The 14,340-nt window shown below is 68.6% G+C and carries 12 protein-coding genes and 2 tRNA genes; 12 read left to right on the top strand and 2 right to left on the bottom strand.

What is annotated here, in order from left to right; all coding sequences use genetic code 11:
• Window positions 1–44 precede the first annotated feature (44 nt).
• From H036_RS0104020 to H036_RS0103965, 12 genes are all read left to right on the top strand, one after another.
• Window positions 45–464, top strand: coding sequence for an organic hydroperoxide resistance protein (locus H036_RS0104020; RefSeq protein ID WP_017933491.1), 420 nt, complete (start codon window positions 45–47; stop codon window positions 462–464).
• 443 nt (window positions 465–907) lie between these two features.
• Window positions 908–2,047: a DNA polymerase III subunit beta gene (gene dnaN, locus H036_RS0104015; protein ID WP_017933490.1), complete on the top strand. Its 1,140-nt coding sequence runs from the start codon at window positions 908–910 to the stop codon at window positions 2,045–2,047.
• A gap of 51 nt (window positions 2,048–2,098) precedes the next feature.
• On the top strand, window positions 2,099–2,989 hold the full coding sequence (gene gnd, locus H036_RS0104010; RefSeq protein ID WP_017933489.1) for a phosphogluconate dehydrogenase (NAD(+)-dependent, decarboxylating): 891 nt from the start codon (window positions 2,099–2,101) through the stop codon (window positions 2,987–2,989).
• Window positions 2,950–3,606: an HAD family hydrolase gene (locus H036_RS0104005; RefSeq protein ID WP_332308781.1), complete on the top strand. Its 657-nt coding sequence runs from the start codon at window positions 2,950–2,952 to the stop codon at window positions 3,604–3,606. The genes gnd and H036_RS0104005 overlap by 40 nt, the downstream gene beginning before the upstream one ends.
• A gap of 64 nt (window positions 3,607–3,670) precedes the next feature.
• Window positions 3,671–4,831: a DNA replication/repair protein RecF gene (gene recF / locus H036_RS0104000; protein WP_017933487.1), complete on the top strand. Its 1,161-nt coding sequence runs from the start codon at window positions 3,671–3,673 to the stop codon at window positions 4,829–4,831.
• A complete protein-coding gene (locus H036_RS0103995; RefSeq protein ID WP_017933486.1) occupies window positions 4,821–5,405 on the top strand; it encodes a DUF721 domain-containing protein in 585 nt (194 codons plus the stop codon). Before recF ends, H036_RS0103995 begins: the two co-directional genes overlap by 11 nt.
• A gap of 223 nt (window positions 5,406–5,628) precedes the next feature.
• Entirely contained in the window at window positions 5,629–7,746 is a 2,118-nt protein-coding gene (gene gyrB, locus H036_RS0103990; protein WP_081615422.1) for a DNA topoisomerase (ATP-hydrolyzing) subunit B, read from the top strand.
• 21 nt (window positions 7,747–7,767) lie between these two features.
• A complete protein-coding gene (gene gyrA, locus H036_RS0103985) occupies window positions 7,768–10,419 on the top strand; it encodes a DNA gyrase subunit A (RefSeq protein WP_017933484.1) in 2,652 nt (883 codons plus the stop codon).
• A complete protein-coding gene (locus H036_RS0103980; RefSeq protein ID WP_017933483.1) occupies window positions 10,419–10,967 on the top strand; it encodes a DUF3566 domain-containing protein in 549 nt (182 codons plus the stop codon). The genes gyrA and H036_RS0103980 overlap by 1 nt, the downstream gene beginning before the upstream one ends.
• A gap of 88 nt (window positions 10,968–11,055) precedes the next feature.
• Window positions 11,056–11,129, top strand: a tRNA-Ile gene (locus H036_RS0103975).
• 53 nt (window positions 11,130–11,182) lie between these two features.
• Entirely contained in the window at window positions 11,183–11,308 is a 126-nt protein-coding gene (locus tag H036_RS25855) for a DLW-39 family protein (RefSeq protein ID WP_017933482.1), read from the top strand.
• A gap of 17 nt (window positions 11,309–11,325) precedes the next feature.
• A tRNA-Ala gene (locus tag H036_RS0103965) sits at window positions 11,326–11,401 on the top strand.
• Window positions 11,402–11,473: 72 nt separating this feature from the next.
• On the opposite strand, the gene H036_RS0103960 is transcribed toward H036_RS0103965, so the two are convergent.
• Both H036_RS0103960 and H036_RS21760 read right to left on the bottom strand, forming a co-directional pair.
• Window positions 11,474–12,130, bottom strand: a complete 657-nt coding sequence (locus tag H036_RS0103960; protein WP_157416979.1) for an alpha/beta fold hydrolase — start codon at window positions 12,128–12,130, stop codon at window positions 11,474–11,476.
• A gap of 112 nt (window positions 12,131–12,242) precedes the next feature.
• Entirely contained in the window at window positions 12,243–14,285 is a 2,043-nt protein-coding gene (locus H036_RS21760) for a putative bifunctional diguanylate cyclase/phosphodiesterase (protein WP_017933480.1), read from the bottom strand.
• Window positions 14,286–14,340: the final 55 nt, after the last annotated feature.

Here is a 14,340-nt window from a genome sequence, read left to right as displayed (position 1 = left end):
CATAACTCTTGCATGATTCAATTGCGCACAATATGTTTGTGCACATGACGACTCCTCTCTACACCGCTTCGGTCGCCTCGACCGGCGACGGCCGAAACGGCCACGTCCAGTCCACCGACGGCATCCTCGACCTCGATGTCCGCCTGCCCAAGGAGATGGGCGGCGCGGGCGGCGCGACCAACCCCGAGCAGCTCTTCGCCGCCGGATACGCCGCTTGCTTCCACTCGGCGCTCAAGCTCATCGCCGGCCGTGCCAAGGCCGACGCCACCGACACCGAGGTGGTCGCCGACGTCTCGCTCCACGCCAACGAGCAGGGCGGCTTCGATCTCGCCGTGCAGCTCGAGGTGACGGTGCCCAACGTCGACGAGGCGACCGCGCGCCAGCTCGTCGAGCAGGCGCACCAGGTCTGCCCCTACTCCAACGCGACCCGCGGCAACATCGAGGTCACCCTCACCATCGCCTGACCTCTTCGACCCGTCTGAACCGATCGCACGCGTGCCGACCCGGCCACCCACGACCTGTGGACAAACCGGGTCGGCACAAATGAATTACACAGTGGTGAGATGCGCGGAGACCGCGTCGTACGCCGTGACAACCGGCGACGACTCACAGGCAGCCTCGCGCCTCCCCATGTAGTTCCACACCCCCTGTGCATGCCGATTGCACCGCGCCACCTGCGGAAACGTGATTCCTCCACAGTTTCCACCGACGCTATTACTCACTCGGAACTACATATATGCAGATCGATCGTCGAACTCCTCCCGGCCCTCGACCTGTGGATGATGGCTCGATTCGCGAGCCGGCCAGGACCAAGTGGTACGGCCGAGACCGCCCGCCACTGCCGCACTCACACCCGACGTGGCAGGATGCAGATCCCAGAAAGCCGACTCATGAGGACAGGTCAGAAGTGAAGTTCCGCGTCGACCGCGACGTATTCGCGGATGCCGTCGCCTGGGCTGCCCGCAGCCTTCCGGTCCGGCCCAGCACCCCCGTCCTGTCAGGGCTCCTCATCGAGGCCGGCCACGAGGGCCTCGTGCTCTCCACCTTCGACTACGAGACCTCCGCTCGGGCGACGCTCAGCGCCGAGGTCGCCGACGAGGGCAAGGCGCTGGTCAGCGGCCGCCTTCTCGCCGACATCTGCCGCAGCCTGCCGGCCAAGCCGGTCGAGATGGTGATCGACGGCGCGCGCGTCTCGCTCACCTGTGGTTCGGCTCGGTTCAGCCTGCAGACCATGCCAGTCGAGGACTACCCGACGCTGCCGGACATGCCGACCGCCACCGGCACCGTGGACAGCGCCGAGTTCGCGCACGCCGTCGTCCAGGCGGTGACAGCCGCCGGCAAGGACGACATGCTGCCGGTGCTCACCGGCGTACGTCTGGAGATCGAGGGCTCGACGATCTCGCTGCTCGCCACCGACCGCTTCCGGCTCTCGCTGCGCGAGCTGCAGTGGAACCCGCGGACACCCGACGAGACCGTCGCCGCCCTGGTCCCTGCCAAGGTCCTGGCCGACACCGCCAAGTCGCTGACCAGCGGCTCCGAGGTCACGATCGCGCTCTCCTCCGGTGGAGCCGGCGAGGGCATCATCGGCTTCGAGGGCGCGGCCGCGGGCGGCATCCGGCGTACGACGACGCGACTGCTCGACGGCGAGTTCCCCAAGGTGCGCAGCCTGTTCCCGAACGAGCACCTGACGACTGCGCTGGTCGACAAGGGCTCGCTGATCGAGTCGGTCAAGCGCGTCGCGCTCGTCGCCGAGCGCAACACCGCCGTCCAGATGCAGTTCAACGACGGCGTGATCACCCTGGACGCCGGCTCCGGCGATGAGGCGCAGGCTTCGGAGTCGATCGAGGCCACGGTCAACGGCGAGTCGCTCACCACAGGCTTCAACCCGCAGTTCCTGCTCGACGGCCTGGGCGCGATCGACGAGGCAGTCGTCGAGCTGGCCTTCACCCAGGCCTCCAAGCCGGTCGTGATCAGCGGACAGCCGGCCGAGGATGCAGCCGACCCCGGCTTCCGCTACCTGCTGATGCCGAGGCGTCTGCTTTCCTGACCTGCTTTGCTGAATTGGGAACGTTCCTGATTTCTGGAGAGGATCTGCTGCATGGACATCGGACTCGTTGGACTGGGCAAGATGGGCGGCAACATGCGCACGCGACTGCGCAACGCCGGTCACACGGTCGTCGGCTACGACCGCAACCAGGAGATCTCGGATGCGGCCTCGCTGGCCGAGATGGTCGAGAAGCTGCCCTCGCCCAAGGTGGTGTGGGTGATGGTCCCCGCCGGTGAGCCGACGCGCTCGACGATCACCGAGCTCAAGGGGCTCCTCGACGAGGGCGACCTGGTCGTCGACGGCGGCAACTCGAAGTACACCGACGACGCGATCAACGCGGCCTCACTGGCGGAGAAGGGCATCGGCTTCGTCGACTGCGGCGTCTCCGGTGGCGTCTGGGGCCTGAGCAACGGCTACGCGCTCATGTACGGCGGCAAGACCGAGGACGCGGCGAAGGTGATGCCGGCGTTCGAGGCCCTCAAGCCGGAGCACACCGAGGACGGCCTGGTCCACTGCGGCGAGACGCCGGGTGCCGGGCACTTCTCCAAGATGGTCCACAACGGCATCGAGTACGCCATGATGCAGGCCTATGCCGAGGGCTGGGAGCTGCTCGACAAGGTCGACATCGTGGACAACGTCCCCGAGATCTTCGCCTCCTGGCGCACCGGCACGGTGGTTCGCTCGTGGCTGCTCGACCTGCTGGTCGACCAGATCCGCGCTGACGAGCACCTGGAGAAGATCCGCGGGTACGCCGAGGACAGCGGCGAGGGCCGCTGGACGGTCGAGGCCGCGATCGACAACGCCGTACCGCTGCCGGCCATCTCGGCCTCGCTCTTCGCCCGCTTCGTCTCCCGGCAGGACGACAGCCCGGCCATGAAGGCGATCGCGGCGATGCGCAACGGATTCGGTGGCCACGCGGTGATCTCGGAGTCCGAGGCCTGAGCATCCGACACGTCCTCCTGGACGCTGACGGCGTGCTGCAGCGCCGGCCGGGCGGCTGGGAGGACGCGTTCGTCGGCTTCGTCGGATCCGCACATGCGACTGCGTTGTTGACCGAGATGTTCGAGGCCGAGAAGCCTGCCGTCCGCGGCGACGCCGACATCCTCGAGATCCTGGCCACGATCCTCGCCCGGTACGGCGCGGCGACCGACGCCGAGATCGTCTTCGACACGGTCTGGCAGCGCATCGAGCTTCCGGAGCCGAGCCACGAGCTGCTGCGCCGGTTGCGCGCCAGCGGGCTGGGCGTCCACCTGGGCACCAACCAGACGCTGCGCCGGGCGGCGTACATGCGTGCCGAGCTGGGCTATGACGATCTCTTCGACGTCTCGTGCTACTCCGCGGAGATGGGGGTCTCCAAGCCGGAGGCCGCCTACTTCCAGATCGCGGTGGACCGGATCGGCGCCTCCCCTGGCGAGGTGCTCTTCGTCGACGACACGCTGCCCAACGTCGAGGCGGCTCGGCAGGTGGGCCTGGTGGCGGTGCACTGGCACATGCGCGAGGGCCTGGCGGCGCTGCTCGAGAGGTTCGCCGAGCACGACGTCGTCCTCGCCACCGCGTAGCCGGCACCACCCGTCTGGTCGCCTAGGATTCACTGCGACGGTGTCGCGCGGGAGGAGGAGCTGGGTGTTCGTCTCCCACCTCTCCCTGCACGACTTCCGCTCCTACCCCAGCGCGGAGGTGCCACTCGAGGCCGGCGTGACCGCGTTCGTGGGCCGCAACGGCCAGGGCAAGACCAACCTCATCGAGGCGATCGACTACCTCTCCCGGCTGCAGTCGCACCGGGTGGCCGGCGACGCGCCTCTGGTCCGCGCGGGTGCCGACCAGGCGGTGGTGCGCGCAGCGGTGGTCCGCGACGGCCGCACCGCCACCCTCGAGATCGAGATCAATCCAGGCCGTGCCAACAAGGCCCGCGTCAACCGGTCGCCGCTGCAGCGCACCCGCGAGCTGGTCGGACTCGTCCGGACCGTGGTCTTCGCCCCCGACGACCTCGCTCTGGTCAAGGGGGACCCCTCCGAGCGGCGCCGTTTCCTCGATGACCTGATGGTGCTCCGCTCCCCCAGGCTCGCCGGCGTCCGCGCCGACTACGACCGGGTGCTCAAGCAGCGCAACTCGCTGCTCAAGACCGGTCGCTCGGGTGGCCGCGGTCACCAGGATTACCTGCTCTCCACCCTCGCCGTCTGGGACGACCACCTGGCCCGGATCGGGGCTGAGATCCTGGCCGAGCGACTGTCCCTGGTCGATGCGCTGCGACCGTACGTCGGCAAGGCCTACGAGACCGTCGCTCGCGGCGCCACCCGTGAGGATGCCCAGATCGCGTACAAGGCCAGCTTCGAGCTGGTCGATGAGAACGGGCTGCGACCTTCGACGGGGCCCGGGCTGGAGAAGGTGCTGCTCGCCGAGCTCGCCCGTCGGCAGAGGGACGAGCTCGACCGCGGCGTCTCGCTCGTCGGGCCGCACCGTGACGACCTGGTCTGCACCCTGGGCCACGCGGCCGGCGAGCCGCTCCCCGTGAAGGGATATGCCAGCCACGGCGAGTCCTGGTCCTTCGCGCTCGCGCTGCGACTCGCCTCCTACGACCTGCTGCGCGCCGACGGTGACGACCCGATCCTGGTGCTCGACGACGTCTTCGCCGAGCTCGACGCCGACCGCCGCGAGCAGCTCGCCGAGCTGGTCGCGGGCGCCGAGCAGGTGCTGGTGACAGCGGCGGTGCCGGAGGACGTGCCGAAGGCGCTGCAGGGCGCTCGCTATCGGGTCGCGGGCGGGCAGGTGACCCGTGAGCAGTGAGGAGTCCGGCGCCCCGGACGAGACGGTGGGCGCCACGCCGGCAGGGGCCACCGGTTCGTCCGGGGAAGCGACCGAGCACGACCCGGACGGGCTCGACCTCGCCCGCGCCCTGACCAGGGCGGTCGCCCGGGTCGGCGGCAAGCCGGCGAAGCGCCGCTCGACCCGCTCGCGGCGTACGAACGAGAAGGGTCGGGTCTCGGGGGCGCACCCCGACGAGCGTGACCCGCAGACGCTCGACGCCACCATCAACCGGCTGGTCGGCGACCACGGCTGGGACCTGTCGTTGCGGGTGCACGGCGTCTTCGGTCGCTGGGCCCAGATCGTCGGACAGGAGATCGCCCAGCACTGCGAGCCGGAGTCGTTCGCCGACGGCAAGCTGATCGTCCGGACCGACTCCACCGCTTGGGCGACCCAGCTGCGGTTGCTGGCGCCGACGCTCGTACGGCGCCTCAACGAGGAGCTCGGCCACGGCACGGTGACGATCATCGAAGTGCTCGCACCGAACGGCCCCACGTGGAAGAAGGGTCGTCGCTCGGTGCGCGGTGGCAGAGGCCCGCGTGACACCTACGGCTGACCCCGCGCTGGCGGGCGCCGGAACCGCTGTTCTGCGATCCTGATGCCCCATCGGACGTACCGGGCCTCATTCGACGCCCCGTTAGAGCCCACAGAGCGGCTTAAAACGTCCTACAGAGCCGTTTTCCACCGACGATCGGCGGGTCTCCACAGGCGCTTCGTGTCTCCAAGGCCTCTGACGGGTAGACTGACGACTTGGGTCGACCTCTGCGTCGACCCGCTGCATGCCCTGCACCCACTCTTTAGAGGTGACCGTGTCCACTGAGCCCGACGCAAGCGCCGCGACGCCCGCCCCCACCCCGCCCGACGGATTCGAGTACGACGCCTCGGCGATCCAGGTGCTCGAGGGCCTGGAGGCGGTACGCAAGCGCCCGGGCATGTACATCGGCTCCACCGGTGAGCGCGGTCTGCACCACCTGATCTGGGAGATCGTCGACAACGCTGTCGACGAGTCGCTGGCCGGATACTGCGACACGATCGTGGTAACGCTCAACGCCGACCGCTCGGTCAGCGTGTCCGACAACGGTCGAGGCATCCCGACCGACACCGCCCCCGGGCAGGAGTTGCCCGCGGCGACGCTGGCGCTGACGGTGCTGCACGCCGGTGGCAAGTTCGGTGGCGGCGGCTACAAGGTCTCCGGCGGACTGCACGGCGTGGGCTCCTCCGTCGTCAACGCGCTCTCGACCAAGCTGCACCTCGAGATCAAGAACCGCGGCCACCTGTGGGAGCAGGGCTTCTCCCTCGGCGTCCCCGACTACCCGTTGCGCCAGGTCCGTCCCCTCGAGGACGGCGAGCGCACCGGCACCACCGTCACCTGGACTGCCTCCGACGAGATCTTCGAGACCACCGACTACAACCTCGAGACGATCTCCACCCGCTTCCGCGAGATGGCGTTCCTCAACAAGGGCCTCAAGATCGTGCTGCGCGACGACCGCCCGGCGGCCGAGGAGATCGCCGACGCCGTGGAGGAGGACGAGAGCTCGGACGTGGTCGAGACCGGCGACGCGGCCATCCACCGCACCGCCGGCGGCCTGGAGCAGGTCTTCCAGTACGAGCGCGGCCTCGCCGACTACGTCGACCACCTCAACCGGCGCAAGGCGGTGGTCTCGCCGATCATCGCCTTCGAGGCAGAGACCGCCGACGGCGCCAACAACCCGATGAGCCTCGAGGTCGCCATGCAGTGGCAGACCTCGTCGTACAACGAGTCGGTCCACACGTTCGCGAACACGATCAACACTCCCGAGGGCGGCACGCACGAGGAGGGGTTCCGCTCCGCGCTGACCAGCCTGGTCAACCGCTGGGGCGAGACCTGGGGCCTGATCAAGAAGAAGGAGGACAGGCTCACCGGTGACGACATCCGTGAGGGTCTGACCGCGATCATCAGCCTCAAGATCGGCGAGCCGCAGTTCGAGGGACAGACCAAGGCCAAGCTCGGCAACACCGAGGCCAAGGGCTTCACGCAGTCGGTGGTCAACGACGAGCTCGGCGCCTGGTTGGAGCAGAACCCCAACGAGGGCAAGGAGATCATCCGCAAGTCGATGGCGGCTGCCACCGCCCGCATCGCCGCCCGCAAGGCCCGCGATCTCGCCCGCAACCGCAAGGGCCTGCTCGGCAACGGCTCGCTGCCCGGCAAGTTGTCGGACTGCCAGTCCAACAACCCCGAGGAGTGCGAGGTCTTCATCGTCGAGGGCGACTCGGCCGGTGGCTCGGCACGTCAGGGTCGCGACCCGCGCATCCAGGCGATCCTGCCGATCCGCGGAAAGATCCTCAACGTCGAGAAGGCACGCATCGACAAGGTCCTGGCCAACCAGGAGGTGCAGTCGATCATCTCCGCGCTCGGCACGGGTGTACACGACGAGTTCAACGTCGAGAAGCTGCGCTACCACAAGATCGTGCTGATGGCCGACGCCGACGTCGACGGCCACCACATCAACACCCTGCTGCTGACGCTGCTGTTCCGCTTCATGCCGCACCTGATCCGCGACGGCTACGTCTACATGGCCCAGCCGCCGCTCTACCGCCTGCGCTGGAACAAGCCGCACGAGCACGAGTTCGTCTACTCCGACGCCGAGCGCGATGCGCTGATGCGCGACGGCCTGGGCCAGGGCAAGAAGCTGCCCAAGGAGAATCCGGTGCAGCGCTACAAGGGTCTGGGCGAGATGAACGCCAAGGAGCTGTGGGAGACCACGATGGATCCCGCTCAGCGCCTGATGTTGCAGGTGACCCTGGAGGACGCCGCGCAGGCCGACGAGATCTTCTCGATCCTGATGGGCGAGGACGTCGAGCAACGCCGCTCCTTCATCCAGCGAAACGCCAAAGACGTCCGCTTCCTCGACATCTGATCCAGCTAGAGAGAACAACTCATGACTGAGACTCCTACCGAGGGCACCCCCGGCGGCCGGATCGAGCCGATCGAGCTGCAGACCTCGATGCAGCGTGCCTACATCGACTACGCGATGGCGGTCATCGTCGGGCGCGCGCTGCCCGACGTCCGTGACGGCCTCAAGCCGGTGCACCGACGTGTGCTCTACGCGATGTACGACGGCGGCTACCGCCCCGACCGCGGCTTCTCCAAGTGCTCGCGCGTCGTGGGCGACGTGATGGGTCAGTACCACCCGCACGGCGACTCGGCGATCTATGACACCCTCGTCCGGCTCGCCCAGCCGTGGGTGATGCGCGCTCCCCTGATCCACGGTCAGGGCAACTTCGGCTCGCCGGGCAACGACGCAGCGGCCGCGATGCGATACACCGAGTGCCGGATGGCTCCGCTCGCGCTGGAGATGGTGCGCGACATCAACGAGGAGACCGTCGACTTCCAGCCCAATTACGACGGTCGTTCCCAAGAGCCCGTCGTCCTGCCCGCTCGCTTCCCCAACCTGCTGGTCAATGGCAGCGCGGGCATCGCGGTGGGCATGGCGACCAACATCCCGCCGCACAACCTGCGTGAGGTCGCCGAGGGCGCCACGTGGGCCCTGGAGCACCCCGACGCCACCCGTGAGGAGCTCCAGGACGCCCTGATCGAGCGGATCAAGGGCCCCGACTTCCCCAACGGTGCACTGATCGTGGGGCGTTCCGGCATCGAGCAGGCCTACCGGACCGGCCGCGGCTCGATCACCCAGCGCGCGGTGATCGAGGTCGACGAGGACAACAAGGGCCGCACCTGCCTGGTCGTCACCGAGCTCCCCTACATGGTCAACCCGGATAACCTCGCGCTGAAGATCGCCGAGTTGGCCGATGGTGGCCGGGTGCAGGGCATCGCCGACGTCCGCGACGACACCTCCGACCGCACCGGACAGCGGCTCGTTGTCGTGCTCAAGCGCGACGCCGTCGCCCGGGTCGTGCTGAACAACCTGCTCAAGCACACCGAGCTGCAGACGAACTTCAGCGCCAACATGCTGGCGCTGGTGGACGGCGTCCCGCGCACGCTGACGGTCGACCAGTTCATCAGCAACTGGGTCGAGCACCAGATCGACGTCATCCGCCGGCGTACGGAGTACCGACTCCGCAAGGCCGAGGAGCGCGCCCACATCCTGCGCGGACTGGTCAAGGCGCTCGACCAGCTCGACGAGGTCATCGCCCTCATTCGCCGCTCCCCCGACGTCGGCGAGGCCCGCACCGGCCTGATGCAGCTGCTCGACATCGACGAGCTGCAGGCGACCGCGATCCTCGACATGCAGCTGCGTCAGCTGGCAGCGCTGCAGCGCCAGAAGATCATCGACGACCTGGCCGCGATCGAGCTCGAGATCGCCGACCTGCAGGACATCCTGGCGAACGTCGTGCGTCAGCGCACGATCGTGGCCGAGGAGCTCAACGAGATCGTCGAGAAGTACGGCGACGAGCGTCGCAGCCAGATCATCGCTGCGGACGGCGACCTGTCCATGGAGGACCTGATCCCGGACGAGGACCTGGTCGTCTCCATCACCCGCGGTGGCTACGCCAAGCGCACCCGGTCGGACCAGTACCGCACGCAGAAGCGCGGCGGCAAGGGCGTGCGAGGCGCCTCGCTGCGCGGCGATGACGTGGTCGAGCACTTCATCTCCACCACCAACCACCACTGGCTGCTGTTCTTCACCACCGCCGGCCGGGTCTACCGGACCAAGGCCTACAACCTGCCGGAGGCCTCGCGTGACGCCAAGGGCGGCCACGTGGCCGGGCTGCTCAGCTTCCAGCCCGACGAGAACATCGCGCAGGTGCTGGCGATCCGCGACTACGAGCAGGCGCCGTACCTGGTCCTGGCGACGCGTGCCGGTCTGGTCAAGAAGACTCGGCTGGCCGACTACAACAGCCCGCGTCAGGCCGGCGTGATCGCGATCAACTTCCGCGAGGAGGACGACGAGCTGATCGGCGCCGAGCTGGTGCACGACGAGGACCACATCCTGCTGGTCTCGCGCAAGGGTCAGGCGATCCGCTTCCCTGCGGCCAACGACCAGCTCCGGCCGATGGGCCGAGCGACGTCCGGCGTGACCGGGATGAAGTTCCGCACCGGCGACGACCTGCTCTCGATGTCGGTCATCCGGGCCGCCGACGCGGCGCACGAGGACGCCGACGAGGACGTCCAGTACGTCTTCACCATCACCGACGGCGGCTTCGCCAAGCGCACCCGCATCTCCGACTACCGCCTGCAGTCCCGCGGTGGCCTGGGCATCAAGGCGATGGCGCTGGCCAACGAGGACCGCGGCAGCCTCGTGGGTGCCTTCATCGTCAAGGACGGCGACGAGGTGCTCTCCATCACCGCCACCGGTCAGGTTGTTCGCAGCCCCATCAACGCAGACTTCCGCCCGACCGGCCGATCCACCCAGGGCGTGAAGTTCGTGTCTCCGAAGAAGGGCGACGCGGTCGCTGTGGTGGCCCGTTCGGTGGAGGCCCGAGACGAGGACGAGGAGCTCGAGGGCGACGCCGAGACAGTGGTCGAGGTTGCCCAAGATGCAACAATCGAGCCCAACGCAGCGTCGAATGAGTCGAACGAGTCGACCGAGAGCACTGACGAGAACACTGACGAGGGAGCTGACGGCTGATGACGGAACGCCCCGCCCAGCGGACCACCGGGGGTCCTGGCGCGGACAGGGGTCGTGAGGACACCGCCGTACGCCCCCTGTCGAAGCGCGTCCAGGACAAGCTGGCAGCCGCGGCCGAGGAGGGCCGACGCAACGCGACGGCTCCCACCACCGCGACGGCCGCCAGCCCGGCCCGGGGGCCTCGTCGGGCACGACTCCGCCTCACCCGGATCGACCCGTGGTCGGTGATGAAGACGGCGTTCCTGCTCTCGGTCGCCCTCGGCATCGTGATGATCGTCGCCGTGGCGATCGTCTGGGGGGTGCTCAGCGCGGCCGGCGTCTGGGACTCGGTCAACCGCACCGTCGAGGACATCGTCGGCAACGACTCCACCTCGACGTTCAACGTCAAGGACTACGTCGGCACCACTCGGGTGCTCGGCTTCACCATGGTGATCGCCGTGATCGACGTGGTGCTGCTGACGGCTGTCGCGACCCTCGGCGCCTTCCTCTACAACATGGCCGCTGCCCTCATCGGGGGCATCGAGGTCACGCTCGCGGAGGACAACTGAGCCGTGGATTTCATCCATCGCGGCTCGCTCCGGTAGTGTTTCGCCTCGGTTCGACCGACGGGGCTTCCACCCTGAGGTCGTTCCACCCGGGCCTATAGCTCAGACGGTTAGAGCACCACACTGATAATGTGGGGGTCGGAGGTTCAAGTCCTCCTAGGCCCACGGAACAGCCCCGGACGCGACAGCGGACCGGGGTTTTTCGTAAGGAGAAGCGCGTGAAGAAGATCGTCCTGATCGCCCTTGCGGCGGCCGGTGCCATCGTCGCCAAGAAGAAGTTCGACCAGAGTCGGGCCGAGCAGGCGACCTGGGCCGCTGTCACCGACCCGGTGGCAAAGCCCTGATCCGCTGATCCACCCTCGGGGCGTTGGCGCAATTGGTAGCGCACCTGCTTTGCAAGCAGGGGGTTAGGGGTTCGAGTCCCCTACGCTCCACCACGAGAAGCCGCAGGCCAGCCTGCGGCTTCTTCTCGTATCGGGCGAAGTCGGGAGCGTGCTCCGGCGCTCGTCCTACGATCCACCGTCGAGTACGTCGCGCACGCTGGCGACGGTGAACGCGTTCCAGGCCCGCACCCGGCGCAGCAGGTAGTGGCCGACCGGTCCCATGTCGGTGAAGGTGGCGTCGGCGGTCCGACCGGCGCGCTCGACGAAGGCTGTCGTCGCGGCCGGCGAGGTGATGCGGTCGAGCTCGCCGTGGGCTGCTCGCAACACCTTCCCCGCAAGCGGTACGACGCTGTCGCCCGGCGGCAGCCAGGGCGCCAGGGCGACCACCCCGCGGACGGACGGGTGATCGCCCACCGCGACGGCGGTGCGCGCGCCCATCGAGTGACCGACCAGGGCGACGGGGACGTCGTACCGTGCGGAGAGTTCGGCGAGCGCCCAGCGCGCGTCCTGGACCGGCGCGGGCTCGCCGCCGGTGGTGGCGTTCCAGCCCCTGACCCGGTAGCGCAGCAGCACCAGCCCGATGCCGTCCGCGAGCAGCGCCGGTGCGGTGTCGCGCAGCAGCCACCGGGCGCGCTGCCACGACAGGTTTCGACCGTTGACCGGCTGGGTGCCGTGCACGGCGCCACCGTGCAGGAGCAGCGCGATCGCGCGCGGGTCGGCCGGCAGGCGGACGTCGGAGAACGATGCTGCGCTGTCCGGCAGTGGGGAGGTCACATCAGCCATCCTGGGTCATTCGTAGTGACGACCGGTTCGGATGGGTGATCGTCGGGATAGTCCGGGGCGGAAATCAGCCCTACCCACGGGTAACCCATGATTTCCGCCCCGGACTATCCCCTCACGCCCCCTCCAGCAGCCCCGCGAACTCCTCGGCAGGCATCGGCTTGCCCACCAGGTACCCCTGGATCACGTGGCACTGCAGCTCGCCTAGCACACGCTGCTGCTCCTCGGTCTCCACACCCTCGGCGATCACCGAGAGCCCGAACGCGTGCGCCAATGCGATGGTCGCCCGCACGATCGCGGCATCACCGGGCTCGCTCAGCATCCCGTCGACGAAGGACCGGTCGATCTTGAGCGAGGTGACGTCGAATCGGCGCAGGTACTCCAGGCTCGAGTAGCCGGTGCCGAAGTCGTCGATCGCGACCTTGATCCCGAGCTCCCGCAGGCGGCGTACGACGTCGATCGCCTTCTCGACGTCCTGGGCGAGCTGCGACTCGGTGAGCTCTAGCTCGAGCAGCTCGGCGGGGAAGCCGGTGCGCTCCAGCGTCGAGACCACCCAGGCGACCGGGTCGCGCTGGAAGAGCTGGGCGGCCGAGATGTTCACCGCCAGGATCACCGGCGGCAACCCCGCGTCGAGCCAGGCGCGCGCCTGCCGGCAGGCGTTCTCCAGCACCCACTCCCCGATCGGCAGGATGAGCCCCGAGTCCTCGGCGACAGGGATGAAGTCGACCGGCGAGATCGAGCCGTGCTCGGGGTGGTCCCAGCGCAGCAGCGCCTCGCATCCGCTGATCGTGCCGTGGCTGAGGTCGACCTTCGGCTGGAACGCCAGCCACAGCTGTCCCTCGGCGGCGGCCGTGCGCAGGTCGATCTCCATCTCCGTACGCCGCTGCGCCGTCTCGGCCATCGCCGGCGCGAACACCCGGTAGGCGGACCGGCCGGCCGCCTTGGCGTAGTACATCGCCATGTCGGCGTTGTCGATCAGCTCGGTCCCGGTCCGGCCGTCGCGCGGGTAGAAGCTGATCCCCACGCTGCCGGTCAGGTGGATGAGCCGGCCCTCCACCAGGAACGGCTCGGCGAAGGAGTCGACCAGGCGTTGGGCCATCTCGTGGACGTCGTGGACCCGGTGCACGCGCGGCACGAGGATGTAGAACTCGTCGCCGCCCATCCTGACCACGGTGTCCTCGAGGCAGACCAGCGTGCGCAGCCGATGGGCGACGGCCTGGAGCACCACATCGCCGAACGGGTGCCCGAAGCCGTCGTTGACGACCTTGAACCGGTCCAGGTCCAGGTCGAGCAGGGCGACGAGATGGCCGCCGGTCCAGGCGGCATCGATGGCCGCGGCAAGCTCCTGGTAGAGCAGGGTCCGGTTCGCCAACCCGGTCAGGGCGTCGTGGGTGGCCTCGTGCTGCAGGCGCTGCTGCAGGGTGACCTGCTCGGCCATCGAGAGCCCGATGCCGACGTACCCGAGCTTGCCGGCGTGGGTGAAGCGGCGGCCGGTGAAGAAGTACGGCAGCCGACGGCCGTCCTTGCACAGGAAGTCCGCCGAGACCTGGCTGTAGCCGGTGGCGAAGACCTCGTCGATGGCGGCCGCGACCTTGGATCGATGCTCCGGGGCGTAGAACTCGGTGACGGGCATCTGGCCGAGCTCCTCGTCGGAGTAGCCGGTGATCTCGCCGAACGCGTCGTTCCAGCGGACCATCACCAGGTCCGGCCCCACGTGGTAGAGCGCTCCGGGCAGGCTCTGGAAGAGCGCATCGGTGTAGTTGACGGCCAGCCGCATCCGTCGCTCGGCCTCGCGCTCGGCGGTGACGTCGCGGATGGTGCCGACCATCCGGGTGCTCACGCCGTCGTCACCCAGCACGCTTCCGTTCGCGACGATGACGCCGTAGCTGCCGTCGTCGCGGCGTACCCGGTATTCGTCGGTCCAGACCTCACCCGGCGTCTCCCACCCGGCCCGCTGGCGAGCGCGGACCCGGTCCGCGTCGCCCGGATGCAGTCGCTCGATCAGGGCGGAGAGATGGCCGACGGCGAACATCGTGTCAAGCCCCAACGAGGCCCGGTACGGCGACTCCCACCACCGCAGCTCGCCCGAGGGATACAGCTCCCAGACCGCCTCACCCGTCGCTTGGATGAGCGGCTCGAACAGCTCGCTATCGGTCATGCATCTCTCCGGGGGCTGAAGGGTGTGCACGTGTCGTGCGCCACATCGGCCGCTG

Source organism: Nocardioides sp. Iso805N (assembly GCF_000364605.1).
GTDB lineage: Bacteria > Actinomycetota > Actinomycetes > Propionibacteriales > Nocardioidaceae > Nocardioides.
The sequence above is the reverse complement of the archived record's forward strand: the minus strand, read 5'-3'. Positions and strand labels throughout refer to the sequence as shown.